The 25,436-nt window shown below is 58.9% G+C and carries 24 protein-coding genes and 2 pseudogenes; 16 read left to right on the top strand and 10 right to left on the bottom strand.

The window, feature by feature from the left end; all coding sequences use genetic code 11:
- Nucleotide 1: 1 nt before the first annotated feature.
- From atzD to EX00_RS28645, 5 genes are read right to left on the bottom strand one after another with little or no spacing between them, the layout of a single operon-like run.
- On the bottom strand, nt 2-1,057 hold the full coding sequence (atzD, locus tag EX00_RS28665) for a cyanuric acid amidohydrolase (protein WP_047465507.1): 1,056 nt from the start codon (nt 1,055-1,057) through the stop codon (nt 2-4).
- Complete coding sequence (gene biuH, locus EX00_RS28660) at nt 1,057-1,770, bottom strand: biuret amidohydrolase (RefSeq protein WP_052210989.1); 714 nt, start codon at nt 1,768-1,770, stop codon at nt 1,057-1,059. Before biuH ends, atzD begins: the two co-directional genes overlap by 1 nt.
- 11 nt (nt 1,771-1,781) lie before the next feature.
- Nucleotides 1,782-2,708 carry an ABC transporter permease gene (locus EX00_RS28655; RefSeq protein WP_047465730.1) on the bottom strand — a complete coding sequence of 309 codons (927 nt, stop codon included), beginning with the start codon at nt 2,706-2,708 and terminating at the stop codon, nt 1,782-1,784.
- Nucleotides 2,708-3,838: an ABC transporter permease gene (locus EX00_RS28650; RefSeq protein WP_047465505.1), complete on the bottom strand. Its 1,131-nt coding sequence runs from the start codon at nt 3,836-3,838 to the stop codon at nt 2,708-2,710. The genes EX00_RS28655 and EX00_RS28650 overlap by 1 nt, the downstream gene beginning before the upstream one ends.
- Before the next feature lie 19 nt (nt 3,839-3,857).
- The gene (locus EX00_RS28645) at nt 3,858-4,985 is read right to left on the bottom strand and encodes a BMP family ABC transporter substrate-binding protein (RefSeq protein ID WP_047465502.1); all 1,128 of its coding nucleotides are present in this window, start codon (nt 4,983-4,985) and stop codon (nt 3,858-3,860) included.
- A 339-nt stretch (nt 4,986-5,324) separates the two neighbouring features.
- Between EX00_RS28645 and EX00_RS28640 the strand changes: the two genes are divergently transcribed.
- Complete coding sequence (locus EX00_RS28640) at nt 5,325-5,996, top strand: GntR family transcriptional regulator (RefSeq protein ID WP_047465500.1); 672 nt, start codon at nt 5,325-5,327, stop codon at nt 5,994-5,996.
- Between the two features lie 51 nt (nt 5,997-6,047).
- Nucleotides 6,048-6,755, top strand: a complete 708-nt coding sequence (locus tag EX00_RS28635; RefSeq protein WP_047465498.1) for an IS6 family transposase — start codon at nt 6,048-6,050, stop codon at nt 6,753-6,755.
- Between the two features lie 380 nt (nt 6,756-7,135).
- Here the strand turns inward: EX00_RS28635 and EX00_RS31650 are convergent, their stop codons facing one another.
- Nucleotides 7,136-7,405, bottom strand: coding sequence for a hypothetical protein (locus EX00_RS31650; RefSeq protein ID WP_162184560.1), 270 nt, complete (start codon nt 7,403-7,405; stop codon nt 7,136-7,138).
- 127 nt (nt 7,406-7,532) lie between these two features.
- Between EX00_RS31650 and EX00_RS28630 the strand changes: the two genes are divergently transcribed.
- Together EX00_RS28630 and EX00_RS28625 are read left to right on the top strand one after the other, a co-directional pair.
- Complete coding sequence (locus tag EX00_RS28630) at nt 7,533-8,666, top strand: efflux RND transporter periplasmic adaptor subunit (RefSeq protein ID WP_047465496.1); 1,134 nt, start codon at nt 7,533-7,535, stop codon at nt 8,664-8,666.
- Between the two features lie 9 nt (nt 8,667-8,675).
- Nucleotides 8,676-11,750, top strand: coding sequence for an efflux RND transporter permease subunit (locus EX00_RS28625; protein WP_047465493.1), 3,075 nt, complete (start codon nt 8,676-8,678; stop codon nt 11,748-11,750).
- Nucleotides 11,751-11,963: 213 nt separating this feature from the next.
- Here EX00_RS28625 and EX00_RS28620 read toward each other — a convergent pair whose 3' ends face one another.
- Complete coding sequence (locus EX00_RS28620; protein ID WP_047465491.1) at nt 11,964-12,887, bottom strand: LysR substrate-binding domain-containing protein; 924 nt, start codon at nt 12,885-12,887, stop codon at nt 11,964-11,966.
- Between the two features lie 160 nt (nt 12,888-13,047).
- Here EX00_RS28620 and EX00_RS28615 point away from each other — a divergent pair, with 160 nt between their 5' ends.
- From EX00_RS28615 to speB, 5 genes and pseudogenes are all read left to right on the top strand, one after another.
- Entirely contained in the window at nt 13,048-13,875 is an 828-nt protein-coding gene (locus EX00_RS28615; RefSeq protein ID WP_047465489.1) for a transporter substrate-binding domain-containing protein, read from the top strand.
- A gap of 10 nt (nt 13,876-13,885) precedes the next feature.
- Nucleotides 13,886-14,563: an amino acid ABC transporter permease gene (locus EX00_RS28610; protein ID WP_047465486.1), complete on the top strand. Its 678-nt coding sequence runs from the start codon at nt 13,886-13,888 to the stop codon at nt 14,561-14,563.
- Nucleotides 14,564-14,604: 41 nt separating this feature from the next.
- Nucleotides 14,605-15,372: an amino acid ABC transporter ATP-binding protein gene (locus EX00_RS28605; RefSeq protein WP_052210988.1), complete on the top strand. Its 768-nt coding sequence runs from the start codon at nt 14,605-14,607 to the stop codon at nt 15,370-15,372.
- Nucleotides 15,332-16,027 (top strand): annotated as a pseudogene (locus EX00_RS32105) (MBL fold metallo-hydrolase); the annotation flags it as partial. The gene EX00_RS28605 and the pseudogene EX00_RS32105, both read left to right, overlap by 41 nt.
- A 99-nt stretch (nt 16,028-16,126) precedes the next feature.
- On the top strand, nt 16,127-17,167 hold the full coding sequence (gene speB / locus EX00_RS32100) for an agmatinase (RefSeq protein WP_047465724.1): 1,041 nt from the start codon (nt 16,127-16,129) through the stop codon (nt 17,165-17,167).
- Between the two features lie 256 nt (nt 17,168-17,423).
- Here the strand turns inward: speB and EX00_RS28595 are convergent, their stop codons facing one another.
- Nucleotides 17,424-18,329: a LysR family transcriptional regulator gene (locus EX00_RS28595; RefSeq protein ID WP_047465485.1), complete on the bottom strand. Its 906-nt coding sequence runs from the start codon at nt 18,327-18,329 to the stop codon at nt 17,424-17,426.
- A gap of 118 nt (nt 18,330-18,447) precedes the next feature.
- Here EX00_RS28595 and EX00_RS28590 point away from each other — a divergent pair, with 118 nt between their 5' ends.
- From EX00_RS28590 to EX00_RS31315, 5 genes and pseudogenes are all read left to right on the top strand, one after another.
- Nucleotides 18,448-18,870: a DoxX family protein gene (locus EX00_RS28590; RefSeq protein WP_047465482.1), complete on the top strand. Its 423-nt coding sequence runs from the start codon at nt 18,448-18,450 to the stop codon at nt 18,868-18,870.
- Between the two features lie 46 nt (nt 18,871-18,916).
- Nucleotides 18,917-19,789 carry an NmrA family NAD(P)-binding protein gene (locus EX00_RS28585; protein ID WP_047465480.1) on the top strand — a complete coding sequence of 291 codons (873 nt, stop codon included), beginning with the start codon at nt 18,917-18,919 and terminating at the stop codon, nt 19,787-19,789.
- 488 nt (nt 19,790-20,277) lie between these two features.
- The gene (locus tag EX00_RS28580; protein WP_047465478.1) at nt 20,278-21,474 is read left to right on the top strand and encodes a hypothetical protein; all 1,197 of its coding nucleotides are present in this window, start codon (nt 20,278-20,280) and stop codon (nt 21,472-21,474) included.
- Nucleotides 21,475-21,477: 3 nt separating this feature from the next.
- A complete protein-coding gene (locus tag EX00_RS28575; protein ID WP_052210986.1) occupies nt 21,478-21,762 on the top strand; it encodes a hypothetical protein in 285 nt (94 codons plus the stop codon).
- A 51-nt stretch (nt 21,763-21,813) separates the two neighbouring features.
- A pseudogene (locus EX00_RS31315) lies at nt 21,814-22,008 on the top strand (cupin domain-containing protein); the annotation flags it as partial.
- Between the two features lie 25 nt (nt 22,009-22,033).
- On the opposite strand, the gene EX00_RS28570 reads toward EX00_RS31315, so the two are convergent.
- Both EX00_RS28570 and EX00_RS28565 read right to left on the bottom strand, forming a co-directional pair.
- Entirely contained in the window at nt 22,034-22,822 is a 789-nt protein-coding gene (locus tag EX00_RS28570; protein ID WP_047465476.1) for a pyrroline-5-carboxylate reductase, read from the bottom strand.
- Between the two features lie 3 nt (nt 22,823-22,825).
- Complete coding sequence (locus tag EX00_RS28565) at nt 22,826-23,545, bottom strand: GntR family transcriptional regulator (protein ID WP_047465473.1); 720 nt, start codon at nt 23,543-23,545, stop codon at nt 22,826-22,828.
- Between the two features lie 198 nt (nt 23,546-23,743).
- Here EX00_RS28565 and EX00_RS28560 point away from each other — a divergent pair, with 198 nt between their 5' ends.
- Both EX00_RS28560 and EX00_RS28555 read left to right on the top strand, forming a co-directional pair.
- Nucleotides 23,744-24,577: a substrate-binding periplasmic protein gene (locus EX00_RS28560; protein WP_047465470.1), complete on the top strand. Its 834-nt coding sequence runs from the start codon at nt 23,744-23,746 to the stop codon at nt 24,575-24,577.
- A 67-nt stretch (nt 24,578-24,644) separates the two neighbouring features.
- Nucleotides 24,645-25,427: an amino acid ABC transporter ATP-binding protein gene (locus EX00_RS28555; protein WP_047465467.1), complete on the top strand. Its 783-nt coding sequence runs from the start codon at nt 24,645-24,647 to the stop codon at nt 25,425-25,427.
- Nucleotides 25,428-25,436 lie beyond the last annotated feature (9 nt).

The following is a 25,436-nucleotide window of genomic DNA, read 5'->3' as shown; positions in this document are numbered from 1 at the left end:
TTCAATGCTCCTTTTCGACGATGATGGCGACGGGGCCGCCGCCGGCCGGTCCCTGATGTTCGGCGCCGCCCGAGACGTAGAGATCCGTGATGCCGAAGACGCCGGCGAGAACCCCACCGACAAAGGCTCGTGCATGGCGAGTGCCCGAGATATCGGAATCATCGAGCATCGTATGACGCTTGCCGCCGACCTTGCCGGAGGGATCAGGCTCCGCCTTGGCGAGAACAGCGGCGAGGCGGCTTGGCTGTGGCAGACGCCGGAATGCTTCACGTACGGACGTTGCGTCTATGGCGTCACGCATGAGGGTGTGGTCGATTTCAAGCGGCCCGGACCATCTGTCGCTCATACCGAGCACTATGATTTCATGATCGGTCAGCTCGACGCCGGCCGAGCTGGAGGCGCAATGCGAAAAGAGTTCGTAACGGCTGCAGATGTCGGCATTGGCGATCTCCTGCGCATCCACTTCGCCAAGGGCAACGGCAACGCCGAGTGCAGAGGCACCGCGCGACAAGCTCATGGATTTCAATGTGTCGCGGGTGGCGAGCGAGTTGCCCTCGGCTTCCGCTTCGGTGATGCGGTGTAGCGTTAGTAGCGGGCATTTGATCTGAACAAAATGCACATCCCTCGGATCATCGATGCCGGCATCGCGCATCGCCTTGCGTACACCGTCCGCGACGAGCAGCACCTGTTCGCGCCGACCGAGATGGTGAGGTGGTAAATGGGGGGTGCGGGCAACGCCGATCGCAAGCGCGCGGCCGGCCACGGCATCGACCGTTTCACGAGTGAAGACTGTCCAGTGCGGGGAAAGCGCGCCTTCCGTGCCGCCCGACATGACAAGCGAGACACCTTCGACGCCGTGTTTTTGAAACAGGGCTTCAAAGCTGCGGGTGGCGTAGCCGCGGGTGAAGTCGTTGACGCAGCCATTGCCCTCGGTCTTCCCAAGCACGGCCACAACATTCTTCGCGGACACGCCGTCGGCAAAAAGTGCTTCGAGGCCGGAGACATCGTCCGGTCCGTCGGCGGCGATACGATAGACGTGGGCACGCATTGAGGGCATCAGGGCAGGGCCTCAACCAGAACCGCGGAATTGGAGACGGAACCGAAGACGCCGCCCTGCATCTTCACCATCTTGATGGCGGCCAGGTGATTGCCATAGTCGGTCGCGCCGCAACAGTCTTCGAGCAGCAGGCATTCGAAGCCGCGGTCGTTGGCTTCGCGCATGGTGGTGTGGACGCAGACATCGGTGGTGATGCCGGTCAGGATGATGTTTTCGATGCGCTTCTGATTGAGGATGAGTTCCAGATCGGTGGCGCAGAAAGAACCTTTGCCCGGCTTGTCGATGATCGTCTCACCCTCGATCGGCTTCAGCTCGTCGATGATATCCCAGCCCGGTTCGCCACGCACGAGAATGCGGCCGCAAGGGCCGAGATCGCCGATGCCGGCATTGATGCGCTGCGACCGCCACCGCTTGTTAGCCGGAAGGTCGGCAAGATCCGGGCGATGGCCCTCGCGAGTGTGGATGATGTGATAGCCCTTGGCGCGCATGGCGGCCAAGACCTTCTTGATCGGCTCGATCGGCGCGCGCACCAGCGAGAGATCGTAGCCCATGTGGTCGACATAACCGCCCGGCCCGCAGAAATCCGTCTGCATGTCGATGATGATCAGGGCGGTATTGTCGGGTCGCAAGGCGCCGTTATAGGGCCAGGCATAGGGATCGGCATCTATATAAGCCAGCGTCTGGTCTGTTGAGGCGGTCGCGGGATGGTTCATGGCTGGTCTCCCTATTTGGTGAGCGAGAGTGCGCCGGGAGCACCGGCGAGTGCGCGCGTGGGCGAGGAGGTGATGATCATGATGACGAGCGTCAACACATAGGGAGCGGCGTAGAAGAGATAATATCCTTGCGTCACGCCGACCGATTGCAAAGCCGGGCCGAGCGCGCCGGCACCGCCGAAGAGAAGTGCCGCCACGAAGCAGCCGATCGGATTCCAGCGAGCGAAGATCACCAGCGCCACGGCCATCAGGCCCTGTCCCGAGGAGATGCGCTCGTTCCAGGAGCCCGGATAATAGAGCGAGAGATAGGCGCCGCCGATTGCCGCCAGCGAACCGCCGACGGCCGTTGCCAGCAGTCGGACGCGATCGGGATTGATGCCCATCGCGCGCGCCGCGTCCGTGCTGTCGCCGACGACACGCAGCACGAGGCCGATCCTGGTGTTCTTCAGTGCCCACCACAATATGACGGCAATTGCTGCCCCGAGGATGAAGAGGATATTGATATTGAGGGCGGCCTCTACAGGCGGCAGGCTCGACCAGAAGCCGAAGGGAATTGCCGGCAGATGCGGCGCAACGGGCTGGATGAAGGGCTTGCCGAGGAAGAAGGCAAGGCCGAGGCCGAACTGCATCATCGCGATGCCGATGGCGATGTCGTTGACCTTCGGCCACTTGCATATCCAGCCGTGCACCGCGCCGAAGATCGCGCCGGTCGCCATGGCAGCGAGAACGCCGAGCCAGGCCGAGCCGCTGAGGACCGCGATGGCATAGGCGGTCATAGCGCCGAAGACGAGCGTGCCTTCGAGCCCGAGATTGATGCGGCCGGAACGCTCGGTGATCGTCTCGCCGAGACTGACGAAGATGAAAGGGGTCGAAACGCGGATCGCGCCTGCAAAAATGGCAAGGGGCACGCCCCAAAGACCGATGGCAGTGTCGTCCATCATGCGCTCCTTTTCCAGCGGTCGGGATTGAAGATCTTGAAGCGGCCGTAGAGGGTTTCGCAGAAGAGGATGACGATGAAGAGCGTGCCCTGCAGGACCAGGACGGTTGCGTCTGGCAGGCCCATGCGGCGCTGGATGAGCCCTCCGGAGGCATTGATGCCGCCGAGCAGAATGGCGACCGGGATGATCGCCAACGGATTGTGCCGGGCGAGGAATGCGACGAGGATACCGGTATAGCCATAACCGGCGGCGAGCGACGCATTGGCGCCGCCCTGGACGGCGGCGACTTCGATCATGCCGGCCAGTCCCGCGAAGCTGCCGGCGATCGCGGTGAAACCGGTAATGAGACGTCCGACGGGCAAGCCCTGGATCTGCGCGGCGCGGACGTTGCCGCCGGCAATGCGCGCGGCAAATCCGTAGCTGGTCATCTCGATGAGGATCCAGGAGGCGATGCAGGCGAAGATACCGATGACGAGGCCCCAATGAACATCCATGCCGGGGATGCTGCCAAGCATGTACTCGTGCGGTAGTGGTCTCGTGGAGGGTTTGTTGAGGCTTGCTGGATCGCGCAACGGCCCTTCGACGAACTGGTTCATCAAGGCAATGGCGATATAGGCGAGCAGAAGGGACGAGATGGTTTCGTTGACGCCGCGATAGTGGCGCAGGAAGCCGGAAAGGCCGATCCAGATACCACCGATCACCATGGCAGCCAGCGCCATGACGGGAAGGGTGATGATAGGCGGCAACAGGCCGACGATCGGCAGTGCGATCGCCGCCGCCGCCACGCCGCCGAGCACGACAGCGCCTTCGCCACCGATGATGATAAGGCCGAGCCTTGCCGGCAGCGCGACACAGAGTGCCGTCAGCAACAGCGGAGAGGCGCGGCTCAGGCTGTTCTGGATGGAAAACCAGCTGCCAAAGCCGCCGGTATACATGAGGCGATAGAGGTCGGTCGGCGATTTTCCGACTGCAAGAATGAACAGGGAGAAGAGCGCCGTGCCCGCCAGTATGGCGCCGAGCGTGATCACCACCGGCTCGGCCCTTCGCGCAATCCACTCGAGCGCCGGGCGTAAGAGTGCCCGCCTTTCGGCGGGAATAAACAGGGTGGGGTCGTCAATTTTGACCGTCATGACGCGTCTCCCCTTGCGATCAGGCTGTTGATCCGACGACACCCTCGACCAGATAGCTCATGCTCTCGAGCTCGATTGCATCTTCGGCGTAGCTCTTGTCCGCCGCGATGACGACATTGCCCTTGTTGTCCTTGAGCGCGCCCTTGAAGACCGAGAAGCTGCCGGCCTTCATCTGGGCCAGCGTCGCCTCGAATTTCTTGCGGGATTCATCGGAAACGCCGGGGCCAAGCGGGCTCATCTTGACGAAGTCGTCCTTCAGGCCGCCGCGCACGAAATTGCTGGGCTTTTCGCCTGCCTGTGCCTTCTTGACGAAGTCCGCATAAACATTCCCCCAGGCCCACTCGGCGCCCGTCAGATATTTGGCCGGCGCAAGCGGGCTCTGGTTTGCATGATAACCGCAGACGAAAGCGCCGCGGCCGGCGGCGGTCTCGACCACCACTTTCGGGCTGTCAACATGGCAGGTGATGACATCCGCACCCTGATCGATGAGTGCGTTGGTGGCCTCGGCTTCCTTGACGGCCAGCGACCACTCGCCCGTGAAGATCACCTGGCAGGTGATGGCGGGATCGACCGAGCGGGCGCCGAGGAGGAACGCGTTGATGTTCTGCAGAACCTGCGGGATGGGCTTGGCGGCGACGAAGCCGATCTTCTTGCTCTTCGTGGCATAGCCGGCCGTGACGCCGTTCAGATACTGGCCTTGGAAGATATAGCCGAAATAGGAGCCGGTATTTGCCGGATGCTTGCCGGCCTGCCAGAGACCGCCGCAATGGCGGAACTGCACATCGGGATATTTCGCAGCCATTGCGAGCATATGGGGATCGAAATAGCCGAAGGATGTCGGGAAAAGCAGTGATGCTCCATCGAGATTGATCATCGATTCCATGGTCTTCTGGACATCGACAGTCTCGGGAACATTCTCTTCCTCGACGACAGTCACGCCGGAGATCTTCTTGACGACAGCCGCACCCTCGGCATGGGACTGGTTATAGCCATAATCGTCCTTGGGTCCGACATAGATGAAGCCGACGGTGAGCGCGCTCTGGGCAAAGGCGCGGGAGGACAGGAGGCCCGGGACGGTGCTGACAAGAGCGCCGGCTGCGGAGGTGCGGAGAAAATTGCGGCGATTCATGGAAAGGAGGCTGGTCATGGGCATGCTCCTTGGGGCGGAAGCCGGTTCGTAATAAGGGTTACAGAAAAGTGTATGCAATCACCATGCCAGATTATAATATATTGATTTTTATGAATTAAATTGCGGGACGGAAAGGGAATGTAGAAAGTGTATGCACATTAATGCCGTAAAATTAGCTTTGCGAAGACAGTTGCTTATTTTTTAATCCACAGAAAGGGATACTAAGCCGTATTCTCGTTTCAAAATCGATGTAGCGGGGGATAAATATCATTTGAAAACATAGATATAATTCAAAGATTGACTTTGAGGGTCGCCGGCATAAATCTGTATGCAAGATTGAAAGGCAGATTCGCCCCGTTGAAGCAGGTCAAGCGCAGAGAAGTGATCAGAGCCGGAACGACCGTCGAGCAGATGGTGCGCTCCATTGCGGACATGATTGTAACAGGCGCGCTTCTGCCGGGGGAGAAGCTCGACGAAATATCGTTGGCGGGCCGTTTCGAGGTGTCGCGCACGCCGGTGCGGGAGGCGTTGCGCGAGCTTGGCGCCATGGGCCTGGTCGGACGCGAGCCGAACCGCAGCGCCGTGGTAACGAACGTCAGCGGCACCTATTTGCATTCGATGTTCGAGGCGATGGCCGAGCTTGAGGCAATCTGCGCGCGCCTGTCCGCCGAGCGAATGACGGTTGATGAGCGCCGCACCCTGGAGCTCGACCATCGTGCGTCGGCGCAACTCGTACGCACTGGCGCCGAGGAGGACTACGCCACCTACAACACCGAGTTCCACAGCCAACTCTATCGCGGCGCTCACAACGATCATATTTTCGAGCTGGTGACGCAGACCCGCGCCAGGCTGGCTCCCTTCCGTCGCGCGCAGTTTCGGCTACCGGGTCGCCTTGCCAAGTCATTCAGTGAGCATGAGATCATTGTGACCGCGATCATGCGCGCGGATGCGACCGCTGCCAGCCAAGCCGCCTATTCCCATGTTGCGACCGTCAGTGACGCGAGCGTCGTTTTCGCCGGACACCGGTAGCTGGCACTGTAACGTTAACTTGCGGTCGAGATTGATCTGCGATGATTTTTTATGACCATCCTTGCTCGTGATCCGCTCTATCGCCGTCATCGTTTTCCAGCGGAAGTGACTGCTCATGCGGTCTGGCTTTATTTCCGGTTTCCGCTCAGTCTACGAATGATCGAGGATATGCTGGCAGCGCGTGGCATCATCGTTTCTCACCAGACCGTGAAACTTTGGGCCGAGAAATTCGGTCGGCATTTCGCAAACGACATCCGCCGGCGCTCGGCCGGTAAACTCGGCGACAAATGGCACCTTGACGAGGTCGTCATCACGATTGCCGGCAAGAAACACTGGCTCTGGCGCGCCGTCGATCAGGATGGTTTCGTTCTTGACGTTCTGGTGCAACGTCACAGCAATGCCAAAGCCGCAAAGCGTTTGATGCGAAAGCTTCTGAAAGGGCAAGGCAGTTCGCCGCGGGTGATGATCACCGACAAGCTGCGATCCTACGGCGCAGCAAAGCGAGAGATCATGCCGGGTGTAGAGCATCGCTCCCACAAAGGGTTGAACAATCGGGCGGAGAATTCCCATCAGCCGGTTCGAAGGCGGGAGAAGATCATGAAGCGCTTCAAGTCAGCGAGACATCTCCAGCGCTTCGTCTCCATCCACGATCCGATCGCCAACCTGTTTCACATTCCCCGCCACGACGTTTCATCCGCTCACCATCGCCAACTGCGGGGAGCGGCGATCCAGATGTGGAGCCAGCTCGCCCATCTTTAGGCAGCCTGATGACAGACCTCAATGCCACTCCTCCAATCTAGGCCGATAAGTTTACAATGCCGCGCCGTCACATGCGCGTATGCATGACTTCGCTGACACACATCGTTCGATCAATGATGAGACAGCGCGACATCGCTGGATGTCTTTAGACGCTTGTCCTGTTGCCTGGTATCTGGATTTTCAGCGAAGTGCCCGGAAGACGTTTTCAAAATGAGCAAATTCGCCGCATGTACTTAGTGTCGCCGATTATCCATTTTGCCCTGAATTGGACGGCAACCATGGCATTTCGGACGAAGTGACCTGCAACAACTGAGGTCAACAAAGGTTGACCTCGCTGGAGATAGTTTCGTGGCCCCTCGATATGGTCGCGACATAATAAATCAGTTATCCTGAATATGACCGAGACAAATCGTGCTCGATCGGAAACGGAGGCCTGCTGATGAGGTTTGACTTGTCCGATTTGCGTGAGGATGGTCGACATCGACATCGACATCGACATCGACATCGACATCGACATCGACATCGACATCGACACGACCTGATTCGAGCATCGTGGATGCAACGTCGCCTTCAGTGGGCGGGAGGTGTTGTTCTGCGGTGTCTTTCAACGCACAAGCTTTTGCCCACTCGGCCCCGCCGATCCCTATCATTATCGACTGTCCTACAGGCTCTGAATACGGCGGGCGGTGTACTCGCGACCACGCCCGCGAGACGCACCAGAGCCGACGCCAATCAGATCTTCTCCCCTTCCGTTCCTGAAGAGTAGAGTTTGCAATCATGATAAAACGCATGGTGATCATGCTGATCGTCATAGGCCTGATCCTGGGCGGGATTTTCGGCTTTCAGGCATTCAAGAACCGCATGATCGCGGCCTACCTGGCTAACCTCAAGGCGCCGCCGCAGACCGTCTCGACAATTCCGGCGGCGATGAGCCCGTGGCAGACGACGCTGCAATCCATCGGCAGCTTCAATGCCGTCCAGGGCGCCAACCTTTCGGCGCAGGTCCAGGGCATCGTCCAGAAGATTGGCTTCGAGGATGGTCAGGACGTCAAGAAGGGCGATCTGATTGTACAGCTGCTGGCCGATCAGCAGATCGCGACCCTGCAGCAATACCAGGCGTCGGCGGCGAATGCCCAGATCGCTTATGACCGCGATTCCAAGCTGATTAAGGCCAATACGATCGCGCAAAGCCAGGTCGACAGCGATCTCGCCAACTTGAAATCCGCGCAGGCGCAGGCCGCGTCGCAACAGGCGTTAATCGATCAATATTCCATCCGTGCGCCGTTCGATGGGCATCTCGGCATCAGGCTCGTCAGCCTCGGTGAATATCTGGCGGCCGGAACGGCAGTTGTAACCTTGCAGTCGCTCGATCCCATCCAGTTTGACTTCTCAATGCCGCAACGGGCGTTGTCGCAGCTGAAAGTCGGCCAGACGGTGACGGCAACGGTCGACGCCTACGGCAACCAGATCTTCGACGGCAAGATCACGGCAATTAGCCCGCTGGTCGACAGCCAGAGCCGCAATATCACCATTCGAGCGACCTTCGCCAATCCCGGTCGCAAACTTTTGCCCGGCATGTTCGGCAATGTGTCTGTCGTTGTCGGCGATCCGCAAAACTATATCTCCTTGCCGCAGACCGCCGTCACCATCAATCCCTACGGCAATGTTGTCTATATCGTGACTGACAAGGGTAAAGGACCAGATGGCAAGCCGCAGCTCGTCGCCAACCAGAAATTCGTCAGCACAGGGCAGGCGCGCGGGGATCAGATCGCGGTGACCAAGGGGGTGAACGCGGGTGATGTCGTGGTGACCTCCGGGCAGCTCAAACTGAACAACGGCTCACCCGTCATTATCAACAACGACGTGCAGCCGTCGAACGATCCCAATGCAGAACCCGCAAATCCCAACTGAGGCGTGACGATGAATATCACCGACATCTTCATCCGGCGCCCTGTTCTCGCCCTGGTGGTGAGCGCGCTGATTATCGTCATCGGCTATCAGTCGTTCCGTACGCTGACCGTGCGCCAATATCCACAGACCCAGAATGCCGTCGTTACTGTGACGACCACCTATCCCGGCGCCGCACCCGACGTGATCGCCGGCTTCATCACGACGCCGCTTGAAAACGCCATCGCCCAGGCTAACGGCATCGATTACATGACCTCGACGAGCACCAGCGGCACGTCGACCATCACCGTCAACCTGCGCCTCAATTATAGCGCCGACGCGGCAATGACGGAAATCAACGCCAAGGTATCCTCTGTTCTCAATCAGCTGCCGACGGGCACGCAGCAGCCGATCATGTCGGTCTCCATTGGCCAGTCGATCGATGCGATGTATATCGGCTTCCGCAGCGATGTCTTGGCAAGTAACCAGATCACCGACTACCTGACGCGCGTTGTTCAGCCTAAATTGCAGGCGGTCAACGGCGTGCAGACGGCCGAAATCCTTGGCGCGCGAACCTTTGCGTTGAGAGCGTGGCTGCAGCCGGACAAGCTCGCCGCCTACGGGCTGACGGCTGGCGATGTGGGCACCGCACTTGCAGCCAACAACTATATCTCCGGCATCGGCACGACGCGCGGTCAGATGACGCAGACGGTGCTCACCGCACGGACCGACCTGCATTCGGTCGAGGAATTCAACGAAATGGTGGTCAGGCAGATCGGCACTTCGATCGTTCGCCTGAAGGACGTCGCCACTGTCGCGCTCGGATCTCAGAACCCCGATGTCCAGATCGGATTCGATGGGCAGGATGGCGTGTTCATGGGTATCCAGATCGCGCCGACCGCCAATCTGCTCGATGTGATCGCAGGCGTGCGTGCGGTGTTTCCGAGCATCCAGGAACAGCTTCCGCAGGGGCTTGAGGGTTACATCGTCTACGACTCTAGCGTCTTCGTCACCACGTCGATCAACGAGGTCGTGAAAAGCCTGCTCGAGGCTCTGGGCATCGTCATTTTCGTGGTGTTCGCATTTCTTGGTTCGCCGCGTTCGGTCGCCATTCCCATCGTCGCCATACCGCTATCGCTGGTCGGCACCTTCGCGATGATGCTGATCTTCGGCTTCTCGATAAACCTCCTGACCCTGCTCGCCCTGGTGCTGGCAATCGGCCTTGTGGTCGACGACGCCATCATCGTGGTGGAGAACGTCAACCGCCACATCGAGGAAGGTGCGACGCCGATGCGGGCGGCGCTGGACGCCGCGCATGAATTGGTCGGGCCGATCCTGGCCATGACCGTCGTGCTGATCGCGGTCTATGTGCCGATCGGATTCCAGGGCGGTCTGACCGGTGCTCTTTTTACGGAATTCGCTTTCACGCTGGTCGGCGCCGTGACGGTCTCAATGATCATCGCACTGACTCTGACGCCGATGATGTGCTCGCGCATTCTGAAGCCGCACCTGACCGACCGAAGTGGCTGGGAAGAGCGAGTCTCCGATTTCATCGACCGTCGCTTCTCGGAAATTCATCGACCCTATGTGCGCATGCTGCACGGCAGTTTGAACACCATACCGGTAGCGCTGGTATTCGCCGCGATCGTCCTCGGCAGCATCTATTTCCTCTACACAAGCGCCAAGACCGAGCTTGCTCCCAATGAGGACCAGGGATTTCTGGCGGCCCAAGTGACCAACGCGCCCAACGCAACGCTTCAACAGAAGCTGCTCAGTTCCGACCAGGTCACCAAGATCTTCCGCAGTTTCCCTGAAACCGACAAGACCCTGCAGGTTGAAGTGCCAGGCACGTCGTTTGAAGGCATGGTGCTGAAGCCTTGGGACCAGCGCACTAGAACGGCCGATCAACTGCAGCCACTGGTACAGGCCGACCTGGGAAAGATCGCCGGCGGACAAGCGGTGGTCTTCCAGATTCCGCCGCTGCCTGGTGCCAGCGGCTTGCCGGTGCAATTCGCCATCGGCAGCACCAGCGGCTTCGAGCAACTCAACGAAGTGTCCAGCACCTTCCTGCAGGAAGCGCAGAAATCCGGTCAGTTCATCTTCCTGACAAAGGATCTCTACGTCGATAATCCGCAATATTCGATCCAGATCGACCGCAGCAAGGCATCGGCGCTTGGGCTATCCATGAACACCGTCGGTGCGGCGCTCTCCTCCATGCTGGGCGGCGGCTACGTTAATTACTTCAGTATCGACAACCGCTCTTACCAGGTTATCCCGCAGGTGGAGCAACGTTCGCGTCAGACCATCGATCAGATCATGAATTATCCGATCGCGAATGTGAACGGCGCGAAGATCCCGCTTTCGGCGATCGCTACGGCGAAACTGCAGGCGACCCCGCGCTCAGTAGCGCATTTCCAGCAGTTGAACTCCGCCACCATCTCGGGCGTGCCGGCACCGGGCGTCGCCGTCGGCGATGCGCTTGATACTTTGAAGTCAATCGCGGCGCGCACATTGCCGCAAGGCTACTCGGTGGATTATGGCGGTCAGTCCCGCCAGTTCGTGCAGGAATCCAGTGGCATGGCCACCACCTTCGCCCTTGCATTGATCATCGTCTTTCTGGCGCTGTCGGCTCAGTTCAACAGCTTCCGAGACCCGTTCATCATTCTCGTCTCGGTGCCGATGTCGATCGCAGGCGCGCTCGCCTTCATCAGCCTTGGCATCGGTGGCGCGACGATGAACATCTACACGCAGGTCGGGTTGGTGACGCTGATGGGGCTGATCAGCAAGCACGGCATCCTGATCGTCGAGGTGGCGAACACGTTGCAGGCTCAGGGGAAATCCAAGCGCGAGGCGATCGAGGGCGCTTGCGGCATCCGACTGCGTCCGATCTTGATGACGACGGGCGCCATGGTTCTGGGTGTGATACCGCTGATCCTGGCCACCGGCGCAGGCGCTGCTTCCCGCTACAATATGGGTCTGGTGATCGCCACAGGGCTGGCCATCGGCACGCTGTTCACGCTCTTCGTGGTGCCTGCGGTCTACATGCTGTTGGCTGCGGACCACCACAAGCAGGAAGCGTCTGAAGCAGAGCCGGCTCCTACGCATTGATGAGCATCGGAGGTGGAGGTCGATGTCTCCGGTACAAAACGTCACCTATCTCTCAGGTCGGGCAGATCACGCCAATGCTGGCTATTCGAATTGCTGATGCCAATCTCACCATGTCGTCGCAACCGCGGACAGTAGATCCCAGAAATCCGCTTCAGCCGATAAGAATTGCGCAGGAGCTTGGCGTCCACTTTGGAAGCCCGCGGCGGTGACATTCTAAGGCAGGAAAGCGCGCCGCTTGCTCAAGTCGGTGGCTTTCGCGGCTTCTGCGACTAGCCAGTCGATAAAATGGCCCACGTCCGCTCGTTCACGTTTCGATTCCGTGCAGAGGCAGTAATAGTTTTGAAGTGCGGGGACCGTGAGGGGTAGCGGTTGGACGAGCCGTCCTTCGTCAAGATCGCGCGCAGATACGATATCGTCGCTCAGCGCAACCCCGTAGCCATCGCGCGCCGCCTGTAGCACGATCCCGAAGTCGTCGAAATAAACCTCGGAGTGGCCAATTTGGGTTACGCCGGCTGCTGACTGATATCTCTTCCATTGCGAACCGTCGTCCTCGTGCAGAAGGCGATGATAGGCAAGATCGCCGATTTGTCGGATCGCATGCGGGCCGCGCAATAATTGTGGGCTGCACACTGGCGTCATGTGGATGCCGTGAAGCAGATGCCACCAGAAGCCCGACCATGGCGGCGCTCCGTAGACGACCGCGATGTCAGCCTTACGCCAGTTCACGTCGCTGGCGCGAGTGGCGGTTATCACATTCAGGGTGATGTTTCGGTTCTCCGCCATGAACTCGAACAGCCGGGTGGCCAGCCAGGCGACTCCGTGCACCTGCGGAATGGAGATCGTCAGCGTACTTTTGCCTGCGTCATGCGATTTTTGCGCGGCAACTTCCTGAACACCGGTCGTCAAGGCATGCATTGCCTGCCGGGCGGAGCGTTGCAGGATGGCACCATATTCAGTGAGGACAAGTTGGCGGCCGCGCTTTTCGAACAGGGGCACATCAAGAACGTCCTGGAGGGTGCGAAGCTGCTGGCTGATTGCGCCGGGCGTTACATGCAATTCAGCCGCTGCCGCACCAAGGTGGCCTAGCCGGGCGACGCTTTCGAAAACGCGAAGGGCGTTCAACGGTGGCAAGGACATTCGTCCGTCTCCTGTAGCATTAAGCGCGTCTGGGGTCCAATATTCGTTTAGATTTCCTGCTTATTTTATCTCAGAAAATTTAGATTGTCTGCTGAAATGTTCCGTGGTGCTATGAGCAATGGATCTCAGAAGAGACCCCAAAAAAAGAGGGAACTCAGACATGGATAAGCGATTGAAATGGGCGGCCAGATTGGTCTCCGGTGGCCTCGTTGCTTTGGGAGCGACAGGACACGCCCTGGCGGATGGCGCCAAACCGGACTTCGCTTCGAGCGGAACGGTCAAAGTCTGCACAGCCGGAGACTTCCCGCCAATGCAATATTACAAGAACCCCGGTGACACCGATCTCGTCGGCTTCGAGATCGATGTCGTCAATGCGATTGCCAAACAGTGGGGCGCGAAGGCTGAATTTGTTGTCGGCGATTTCAAGGGACTGCTGCCCTCTCTCGATAGCGGCCGTTGCGATCTGGTCGCAAGCGGCATCATGATCACGCCGGCCCGCCTCGAGAAATACGATGGCGTACCCTATTTCGGGTCGCATGTCGTTCTGCTCGTGCCAAAGAACGACGAGAACTCGAAGGCGCCCGAAGATATGAACGGCAAGGTCATAGCGATCGAGGCCGGCACGACCTATGAAAAAACGATGGCCGACCTCAATGCAAAGTTCGTCAAGGACGGCAAGCCGGAGGCCGTGGTCCAAACCTACCCGTCCGCGTCGGGCGTCATCGAACAGATACTGGTCGGGCGGGCTGCAGGCACTATCACGCAGGACACCACGGCCGCGTTCCGCATGCTGCAGATGCCCGACAGGCTGAAGATCGCCTATACGTATGACGAGAGCGAGACATACGGGATCTACCTGCGCAAGAGCGCCGGTGACCGAAAGCTCGTCAAGGAAGCAATCGAGGCGCTGCAGGCAAGCGGGGAAATGAAGACTTTGCTTGTCAAATGGGGCCTGCCGGAAACATCGACGGACGTCGCTCACGACTAGGGGCGGTGCAATGTTCGATTTTAACCTCTTCCTCTCCGCCCTCTTCGGCTGGCCCCTTGCGAAAGGGGCTATGCTGACGGTTGTGCTCTCCCTCTTGGTCATGGGCGTTTCGCTGATGCTGGGGATGGCGTTCGGTTCCGCTGCCGGTTCCAAAAGTAAGCTGTTGCGCTTTTTCATTGGGGCTTACGTCTGGCTGTTTCGTGGTGCTCCGGCCCTGTTGATCCTGCTCTTCGTCTGGAACGGACTACCGCAAATATCACCAATCTTCCGGGGTGGCTGGTTCACGCCTTTCTTTGCGGCGTTCCTTGCCCTGACGCTCATCCAGATCGCCTATCTCTCTGAGATCCTGCGGAGTGCTTTCAATGCTGTGGGCAAAGGCCAGAAGGAGGGCGCCGCAGCACTCGGCTTGCATAACTGGCAGATCTTCTTGCTGGTTACGCTACCCCAGGCCCTGCGGATTGCCATGCCTGCATTGGTCAACGAATTCATATCGCTTTTGAAGGCTACGTCCCTTGCAACCGTGATTTCCCTAAAAGAACTGATGACGATCACGCAGTTCGCCATCGCAACGAGCTTCCGCTTCCTCGAATGGTACGGCGCGGCACTCGTCTACTACATGGCAATGGTCTCGGTCTTGACCGTTCTTCAGTCCCGCATCGAGCGTGCCCTCTCGAAAGGCCACCGCTAGAAGCCGCTCATCATTCCCCTTACGCCTAGCGAGGAACACCCATGATCGAGGCATTCCTGTCGCCCGATGCGCAACGGCCGTCGGCTGTCGAACTGTCGAACGTCAACAAATCTTACGGCACTTATCATGTCCTGCACGATGTCTCGCTGGCGGTTGGGCAGGGGGAGCGAGTTGTTATATGCGGCCCGTCAGGGTCCGGGAAATCGACACTGATCCGATGCATCAACCGTCTGGAAACACACCAGAGCGGCAGGATCATCGTCAACGGGGTCGAACTGACTGACGATACTTCGAAAATAGACCATGTGCGCCGGGATGTCGGGATGGTGTTCCAACACTTCAATCTCTTTCCCCATCTGACCGTTCTTCAAAATTGCACGCTGGCGCAGCGCTGGGTCCGCAAGCGCCCGGTGTCGGAAGCGGTGGACATTGCGATGGCTTTTCTGGAACGCGTGCGCATCCCCGAAAAGGCCCATCGTTACCCGGGCGAACTTTCCGGTGGTCAGCAGCAACGCGTTGCCATTGCCCGTGCGCTTTGCATGACGCCGGGCATCATGTTGTTCGACGAGCCCACGTCGGCGCTCGACCCGGAAATGGTCAAGGAGGTGCTCGATACGATGGTTGGGCTCGCCGAAGACGGGATGACGATGATCTGCGTCACCCATGAGATGGGATTTGCGCGTCAGGTCGCAAGCGAAGTCGTTTTCATGGACGAGGGCAGGGTCATTGAGAAAGGAGCGCCCGACACATTGTTCGGCTCGCCTTCGCATGAGCGGACAAAACGCTTTCTCAGCAATCTCCTCCATTGATCGGCAAAAAATGACCGAACGAACACACTGGTTTTGTGCAGAACAACTCACCGATGGGATCCGGCGCATCTGGGAACCGCATGTGCACCGGTTTTTCCGGGCCAACCTTTTCCATGTCATCGGCAAGGATACTGATCTGATCATTGATTTTGGAATGGGCCTCGCTCCGCTGCGTCCCTTCCTCAATATCGAGACCGGAAAGCCGGTCATTGGGCTAGCGACCCATGTCCATGCGGACCATATCGGCTCGTTCCACGAGTTCGAACATCGGCTCGGCCCTGCCGCCGAGGCTGACGGTTTCGCGGGAATGGAGGATGCTGTCACGCTGGCACATCTGTTTCGTGAGTTGCCCCAAGCTGTGGAACAAAAGCCGGTGCCATCTTTCGACCAGGGCGCCTACGAGATCCGCCCGGCTCCGCTCGGCAGGGTTCTTGGCGAGAGCGACACCATTGATATCGGTGGTCCTTCATACAAGGTCTTGCACCTGCCGGGGCATTCCCCCGGATCGATTGGTTTGCTTGACGAAGCGTCAGGCATCTTTTTCAGCGGCGATGCAATCTATGACGGCACATTGGTCGACGATCTGCCCGGCTGCGACAAATCTGCCTACCGGAAGACTATGCACCGGCTGCGGGATCTCGATATTTCCGTTGCCTATGGCGGCCACGGCGCGCCGATGTCGCGCGAACGCATGCGCACAATTGCCAACGCCTATCTCGACGCGGCCCATCCCTCCATTACGAAAGGTATTCCGATGACCGACCCCGCAAAACTCGAAGCGTTGAGAATGAAATATGCCGACGCCGCCGGCGGTGATATCTTCGATCCGGCCTTTGCAGCAGTCGCCCGCGGCCAGTTCAAAGGAAGCGATCGCCGAAAATGGCCTTTTGCCGGCATCCCGACGTTTCTGGACGCGCCGTGCCGTCCAGATGCGCAGGACCTGCCGGATTTCGGTGGTATCGACATCGCTCTGCTCGGGGTTCCCATGGACCTCGGTGTGACCAACCGAAATGGTAGCCGCTTCGGGCCGCGCGCGGTCAGAACCATCGAGCGTATCGGGCCTTACGACCATGTGCTCAAATGCGCGCCGTTCTCCATGGCTCAGATCGCCGACATCGGCGATGTCCCGATGAAGAGCCGGTTTGATCTGGCGCTGTGTCATCAGGATATCGAAACCTTCTACAAACGGCTTGTTGGCGCCGGTGTCCGACCACTTTCCGTCGGCGGAGATCATTCGATCAGTGCATCCATCCTCAAGGCGGTGGGAGAGAAGCGGCCTGTCGGCATGATCCATATCGACGCGCATTGCGACACGGCAGGTCCCTATGAGGGCGCAAAGTTCCAGCACGGCGGCCCGTTCAGGCTGGCCGTTCTCGATGGCGTTCTGGATCCGGAGCGCACCATCCAGATCGGCATCCGCGGAGGGGCAGAGTATCTCTGGGAATTTTCCTATGACAGCGGAATGACCATGATTCACGCTGAGGAGGTGGCGGACGTGGGAATGGCCGCCGTGATCGAGAAAGCCCGTCAGATCGTCGGCGATGGACCGACCTACCTGTCATTCGACATAGACAGTGTGGATCCCGGATTTGCGCCTGGAACCGGCACTCCCGAAGTCGGCGGGCTCTTACCGGCCGATGTGCTGCGATTGTTGCGAGGGCTGCAGGGCATTAATTTCGTCGGTGGCGACGTCGTCGAGGTCGCACCTCAATATGATACGACAACAAACACGGCACAGATTGCCGCGCAGGTCATGTTTACGATCCTGTGCCTTATGGTCTCCGGGAAAAGTTGAGGTCTGGTTGGTTATTCTCGCAACGTCCGGGGGCCGCAAGGCTGCGCGAGGTATGATTTTCTCGACGGATCGGTCATTTCAAAATCGCCGTTATTGCAGTGATTGAAACGATGTGGTCGTAGGTTCACATCCCATCAAGACCAAGAAGTCCGTCCGGCACAGTGCCCAGTGCCGATTGGGGTTAAAGCTCAACGGCGGCTTCGCGCCCTCATCCTCGCCGTTCCCGAGCAAAGTGAGTCGTCCCGAAAACGGCCTTCTATTCCAGATACGGCGTCAGCACATCTTCGATCCATTTCATGAATGCCCGGACTCGGCGCGACAGGTTGCTCCGATGTGCTACGACGAGGGACACCGGGATCGCACGGCGACGAAAATCGGGTATGATCTCCACAAGCGCTCCACTCTCAAAATATTGGCCAATCCCTATGAGCGGTGCCTGAATCAGGCCAAGGCCGGCGAGGGCAGCGGCGTCGTAGGTCTGCGCGCTGTTGACGTGTAGCGCGCCTGGCAACTGAAGCGTCGCGTAGCTGTCGCCGTCCGGATATTCCCATCCATAGGGTCTTGCGCCTAGCATCGTCGAAAAATGAATTGTCCGATGCCCCTGGCGCTGGAGATCTTCTAGCGATCGAGGGACGCCATAGCGCGCCAGATAGGCGGGACTGGCAGCGTTGACCATGCGCAGCAGGCCCAGCGGGCGCGCAATCAGCGTCTCGTCCCTGATGGGTCCAAGGCGTAATACACAGTCGAACCCTTCTTGAACCAGATCAACTTGCCGATCCGTACTCGATATCTCCAGCTCCAGTTCGGGGTGAGCCGCCATGAAGTCCGGCAGCGCCGGCACGATCGTTGTGCGCGCCACCTCGGTCGGAAGATCGACCCGTAAACGCCCGCGAAGTGCTACGCTATCGCCTGCGAACATCGAGTGTAGGTCATCGACCTCAGCAAGCAGATTGCGGGCACGGGCATGAAATGCGCGTCCATCTTCCGTCAACTGCACGCTGCGCGTCGTCCGGTGCAGGAGCCTGACACCGACATCTTCTTCCAGCTTCCGGACCGCCGTTGAGGCCCTCCCCTTTTGTATGCCTAGGCTATCGGCTGCTCGGGTGAAGCTCCCCATTTCCGCGACCGTTATGAAAATCAGGATGGGTTCGAGATTCTGCATTTTCGTGCCTCGGTATTGTTCGCCTTGGAGAGAGCAGTTGGTTCTATTCCTGGATGTTTATCATATCCAAGAGACACAGTAGCCTTCGAAATCAGATGATCTCATCGGAGAACGACAAGTGTCAAAAACTATGAATCTGCATCAGTTGCCTGAAACCATGACCTTGCAGCGCGCCCTGTGGGCTGGCCGGATAATGAGCGCGTTTGTCGTTGCCGCTCTGGTGGCGGATGGGACTATTCAGCTTTTCGCGCCGGCACAGATCGCGAGCATGTTGCAGGAAACCGGGTTCGCGATGGACCTGACCCGCGTCGTGGGTCCGATCATACTCGCCTGCGCCATCCTCTACGCCATTCCGGCCACCACCGTCCTCGGTGCGATCCTGGTGACTGGCTTTCTGGGAGGCGCGATCTGCGCCCATGTTCGCATCGGTGAGTTGGGGTCGCCGCCGCAAATCATTTCCTTGGCTCTGGGCGCGATGACTTGGGGCGGCCTCTATCTGCGCGATCCCCGTATCCGGGCCATTTTACCGCTCATCCATTGAAGCAACAGGGGGCATTGATCTGTCCCTAAATATCAGGAGAAAACGCATGTTTTTGGTGATGGGAATTACCGGAAAAGTCGGCGGTGCCACCGCAGAACATCTGTTGGCACAAGGCAAGAAGGTACGCGCGCTCGTCCGCGATCGCGAAAAGGCGGCTAATTGGGCGGCCCAAGGCGTGGAGCTGGTGGACGGCGATTGGAATGACTCGGAAGCCATCGAGCAGGCGCTCAAAGGCGTTGAAGGCGCGTTTGTTATGTTGCCTTCTGTATGGGCGCCTTCATCTGACTACAAAGAAGCAAAGGGCGTGATTGCGAACTATGTCGCAGCACTCACCAAGGCAGCGCCGCCGCGAGTGGTAGCGCTTTCATCGATGGGTGCGAACAGGACTAGCGGGCTCGGGATGATCACGGCGCTATCACTTCTGGAGCAAGGGTTTCGCGACCTGATATCGCCAACCGCATTTGTGCGCGCAGGCGGATTCTTCGAAAACTTCCTCTACGGCTTGCACGTCGCCCAAGGTGGTATGCTACCGGTCTACTATAATCCGACAGATCGGAAATCGACCATGGTCGCGACGAACGACATCGGTGCGGAGGTCGCAACCCTTTTGACCGGGCCAGCCTGGTCAGGACAGCGCGTCATCGAGCTTGGTTCGATGGTCAGCGCGGATGAAGTCGCGGCGCAATTGGGTGAAGTCCTGAAACTCGACGTGAAAGCCTTTGCAGTCCCGCGTGCAGGGTGGGCGGAAGCGTTCGAGCAGTTCGGCATCCCGAAGGGCCGCACCGGACCTGCCGAAGAAATGTTTGAGGCCGTGAACGCGGGATGGATGGACCTCGGAGCCGAGGATACTGAGCACGTAGCGGGTACGACGTCCGCACGCGAAGTCTTCGAGGCCGCGCAGAACGCCGCCAAGGCGTAAGTCGGGGACAGATACGGCACGACGGAGACCACCCGCTTCTGTGTCGAATGCGTGCGGGAAGCGCTCAACAGTTCAAATCAACGCGGAGCGCGTCTACTCCCGCCTAATCTTCTGGATCTCCGGATAGCGGACTTTTTGGCTTAGGAAAAGTCCGCTATCCGCGCGTTTTCATTTCATCGCGGACAGTCTGCCGTCGGCCCCAAAGCGGTCATTCCATCTAGGCAAAGCTGATGGCCGCTCCTGAGGAAAATTAGACGGATGGCCCCTTGCAACAACGGGTCGTCGGTTCAGATCTCTTCAAGAGTGCCGATTGCCGCACTCGGAAAGTTATTCGAATTTGACGAGCGAGTAGGCTGAACTATTAATGCCCGGGAGCTATCACTCGCCATCATTGCAATGATGGATTGAGACATGTCGCCGAAAGCTAGTTGCAAATCTTATGATCGGAAGCAGGGGCGCATCACGCTTGGCGTCCTGGTTGGACTTGTTTGCTTCGCGATCGGATCATCGTCGCTACGGGCGCAGAACGCACCCGCCTCGCCAATAAAGGCTGGCCCGGGAACCGTCGGCGAAAGAGTACAATCCGCCACAGACGCGCTGATGCGGGCATTCGGCTTGGGGCGGATCTGAACCCGCAAACTCTCATCAAGATCCTGCCCGGCGACTGGACCATGTTGTCGTCGGAGGCTTTTGCGGGCGATATACCCGCGGACAAACTAAAGCAGTGGTGCTCGTTCAACCGGGTTAGCATCAAGCAGACGGATCCGGCTTATCCGATCTTTGAAGGTCGGATCGGCAGGGAAGGCTCCAGGCGGTTTGAATTGCGGCTATCTGTCGGGGCAGCGTTTTATTGGATCGCCAGTGTTCAAGACGAGATGCGGGCTCTCGGCCTTGACAATTCTCCGGATGCAGATCTTGCGAAACTTCAGCGTGGCTTGGTCATGCAGAGGAGTGTTCAGCAAGGTGTGGCTTTTCCGTTGAATGAAGATGTCATTGGTTTTCAGAACCCAGCGGTTCCATCAAGCGCAAGCTACTGGGTGCGGTGTCCTGGTGAGCCCAAGGACGGTGCGAGAAGTGCGCAGAATATCCAGATCGTGAACACGATCGTAAAGACAATGGCTAAGCAAGCTGGGTTTTTGTCCTACAGTTCCGATGGATCTGTTCCATTTGTCAGCAAGATGCAGGGGAGTTGGACCTTGGTCGACGAACTCGCCAAATCCAAGGTACGAGACAAGACCGTCGCCGAACTGTGCCAAATCCGTCGTGTCGACATGCAAGCGAACCATCAGCCTCTGCCGATCCTGACTGCCCATGTCACCGACATGGCTTCAGAGCACGACCGCCCCGTACCGGCTTCGCAGGATGAGTTCGAGTTACGGCTCGCCGGTGACGGCGAGCTCATGCGAGTAGCGCTCCACGATCCAATGGTCGAGGTTAAAGAACATCCAGAGCGTTTGCGCATTCCACCTGCCGCGGAAGGCGACGCAGTCGCCAAACGCCTTCAACAGACTGCCATCGGCTGGTATCGCCAAACGGCGTTGTCAGCAGCGTTGCCGGTTACGCTTGTTCCGATCGACGATGATACGCTTGTCGAAAGCCCGAAGAACACATGGGGTGAGCCTCCTTCCTACGACAGTGGGCCGTCCGCCTTCAAACGCTATTGGCTGCGCTGCCCTCAAAGCTGATCCGTGTGGTGGTGCGCCGGTCAAGGCCCGCAATCGGCACTTGACCCAACGGTACGCGACCGCCATGTCGCCGAAATCGAAACCAATGGCCTGACAGCCTGGCAGAAATCCACCGGCTACACTCAACGCAGCCGGATCGAGACCCAGATGGGCCGATGGAAGACTGTGATCGGACTGAGGCTCAAGGCGCGGAACTTCTACAATCAACAGACAGAAGCAAAGATCGGCGTTCGTGTTCTCAACCGGATGACGGAACTTGGCCGTCCAAAGTTCAAGCGCGTTGCATGAAAAATTTCGCGGGTAGGGTTATCTCACCCAAAATCTGACCCATGCAACACAGTCCCTCTCGTCCATGAAGGCGAGGAGCGCGGCGTCGTGCTATCCGGAAGGCTAGAGGTCACCGTCGACGACGAACGTCGAATCCTTGGGCCAGGCGACGCCTACTATTTCGAGAGCCGCCGCCCGCACCGCTTCCGCTGCGTCGGGCCTGTCCCATGCGAGGTGATCAGCGCCTGCACGCCCCCAACATTCTAGTTCCATCACCGCTGTCGAGACACTGCTAGCGGGAGCTGGGGCCTTCGATGCGGGCAAGAACTGAATCGAGGGCGGACTTAAGAGCTTCGCCGCCGCCGTTATCCCCGAAGTGCGACAGAACCTGTTCGTTCAGACCGCCCACGGTCGCGAATCCCGTGCTCAGTTCCTCAAACGAGCTCACGTCCGGACGATCGGCACGTTGGGCAAGACTGTGAAACAGCGCCGACAGATATACCTGCCCCTTGGATCTTTCGAGGCCGTTCGCCTCCAGCCACCCTGCCGAGAACGCCATGAAGCCGAAGTAGGTCGACATCAGCGCGCTTGCCGCCGCGAGGAGATCGTATTCCTTATTCGAAGCGCATTGAACGGCCCGGCCAAGCGTGTCGAACAGATCCGCCACTTCAGCATCGGGAGGATAGATCGCCGTGACGCCCTGCCGGTTCGCGACGAACGGCAGAGGAATAGCCTGGATAAGATGAACATCCGTCTGGATCCATTCCTGTAGGGTGCCGCGATCGGTCGCTGCGATCACGCTGAGTACAGATTGGTTGGGCCTGAATTTCAGCGCTCGAATGACATCCTCGGCGATCTGCGGACGTATCGCCAGACATACCATGTCAGAGCTGTCGATCACGGCTTGGTTGTCCGGCGCGATCACGATGGACCTGAAATCGGCTGCGAGCCTTGTCGCAATCTCCGCATTCCGTGGAGAAACATGGATTGTTGAAACGTAGGCGGGTTCGGCCAGCAGGCCGCGTACCATCGCTTCGGTGATCGTGCCGGTCCCGACGAACCCTATAGTCTTCTTCGACACCGCTTACTCCGCCGCCCGCCGCGAGCCGAGCGTGACATCGGTCGTGTAGTTCTCACGCATGAAATTGATGAAATTGTCCTGGAACTGCCTTGTGTGAGCATGCGCCAGCTCATCTGCCAAATCGATGTTACGATCGCGGATCGCCTCGAACATCTGGTTATGTTCGTCCGTCAGGAGATAGCCCTCGTGGGTCCTCTCAAGGTATTCGAAATGCAGGTGAAGCATGCGCTGGCCCTGGGAAAGAAGCTTCTCGTAGAAGGAGGTGAGGTACTGGTTCTTGCCGGCATAGGCGATCGCCATGTGGAACTCCTTGTTGGCTTCCGACATGGAGAGGTGATTTCCGGTCTTGACCGCTGCCGCGAACGCCTTGTCGCGTTTGGCTATGACCTTGAGATCTGCATCTGTCCGTAGTGCTGCCGCCAGACGCGTGTTCATCCGTTGTGCGATATCGAGCGCTTCCACGTATTTGGGAAACGTCGCCACCTCGATCGGAGCGACGATCGTGCTGCGGTTTGCGAGGGTGACGACCAATTCATCCGAGCCCAGCCGGATCAATGCTTCGCGAACCGGAGCGCGGGACATGTTGAATCGCTCGGCCAACGTCGTCTCGTCAAGGAGCTGCCCCGGCGGGAGAGCCAGCGAGAGGATCTCGTTCCTCAGACTCTCATACACGCTTCGGGACCCGGTTCCCCGGACCCGCTTCGTCTCCAGTTCTTCAGACACTTAGATACCTTTCTATCGTTCGGGCGGCATTGGGCCAGAAAAACCCTGTCACAGCAATGTAATTTTTCCGCTTGACTTTGTCGACACGCTGTTGACATATTTTCTTCAGTCGACACGCAGCCGACAGAAACAATAGAAACGGCCATAGCCGACGAGTGGAACCGCGCACCCCGCGCATAGCAAAATAGAGGAAAGCCGATGCTCTCGAAGTTGATCACGTCCGCCATGCGGGCGCTGCCTGCGCTCGCCCTTTTGGCAGGCATGTCTGCCACGTTCGTTCATGCCCAGACCGCCGAAGGTTACTGGCAGGGCGTTCAGAAGGCAGGCGTTCTGAAATGTGGCGCGGCCGTCGCCCCGCCATACATCATGCGTGATCCTGCGACCGGCGAATACTCGGGCTTCTACGCCGACCTTTGCCGCGAGTTCGCCGACGCTCTCAAAGTCAAGCCGGAGTTCGTCGATACAACTTGGGACAACATTGTCGCGGGTCTGCAGGCAGGCAAGTGGGACGTCTCCCTGGCGCTCAACCGGACTCCGGCGCGCGCCATGGCCGTCCAGTTCTCGATCCCGGCGATGGAGTACCAGATCTCTCTCGCCTACAACAAGAACAACCCGAAGATTCCGCAGGGCGCTACGTCCGTCGCCGATATCGACAAGGCTGGCGTCACGCTCGCCGTCATGTCGGGAACGGCACAGGACAAGGCCATCTCGGCCGCGGTCAAGACTGCCACGATCATGCGCCTGCCGGGCAACGACGAGACGCGGCTGGCGCTGACGTCCAAGCGCGCAGACATCCTCGTCGACGCCTCCGACACCAATCTTCTTCTCACGCAGGCAAATCCGGATTGGGCGGTCGCGCTCAGCCCGACGCCGGCGCTCGCAAAGCAGGGCGTGTCCTTCGGCCTGCCGCACAACATGGCGGCTTCCGACGTCGAAGTGGTCAATATCTTCCTCGAAGAGAAGGTCGCGACAGGCCACGTCGACGAGCTGATCAAGAAGGCGGTCGATCAGGTCCTCAAGGGCTCGAACTAACATCGCCAGCAGCGCCGACGCCTAAAAGTCGGCGCTGTCCCGCACTCGATGTAAACCGAGATCGGCCATGACCATGTCTTTCAGTCTACCTCTCGTCAAAATGCAGGCCTTGCACAAGAGCTACGGCGACGGTGCAATCCAGGTGCTCAAGGGCATCGATATCGAAATGAAACCCGGCGACCGCGTCGTCGTGATCGGTCCGAGCGGCGGCGGCAAGAGCACGCTTCTTCGCGTCATGATGGGCCTCGAACAGATCGACAGCGGTTCGATCAGTTTCGACGGCAAGCCGTACATCTCGTCGGAAGGGCGCGGCAAGAAGACCTTGATCAATACGAACGTTCGTCGTTCGATTGGCATGGTGTTCCAGCACTATACGCTGTTCCCGCATCTCAGCGTCATTCAAAACTTGATGCTCGCACCGTGCAAGGTCCGCGGCGAACCGAAGGCGTCGGCGCAGGCCCGTGCGCAAGCGCTCCTCGAACGGTTCGGCTTGGGCGCGAAAGCGAAGGCTTACCCGGCCCAGCTATCGGGCGGCCAGAAGCAGCGCGTCGCCATTGCGCGTGCCTTGATGCTCGATCCGAAGCTGATGTTGTTCGACGAGGTGACGTCCGCGCTCGACCCGGAACTTGTCAGCGAAGTCGAGCAGGTGATCATGCAGCTCGCCTCGCAGAACATGCCGATGATGATCGTCACGCATGACATGTGGTTCGCCAAGAACATCGCTTCCCGCGTGATCTTCTGCGCTGGCGGCGTCGTCGTGGAGGACGGTCCGCCCGAACAGGTGCTCGGTTCTCCGAAGGAGGAGCGCACCAAGGAATTCATCGACCGCGTTTTCCACATCAAGCAATAGGAGGTGGTG

It is taken from the genome of Martinezella rhizogenes, from assembly GCF_000799715.1.
Lineage (GTDB): Bacteria > Pseudomonadota > Alphaproteobacteria > Rhizobiales > Rhizobiaceae > Rhizobium > Rhizobium rhizogenes_C.
The sequence above is the reverse complement of the archived record's forward strand: the minus strand, read 5'-3'. Positions and strand labels throughout refer to the sequence as shown.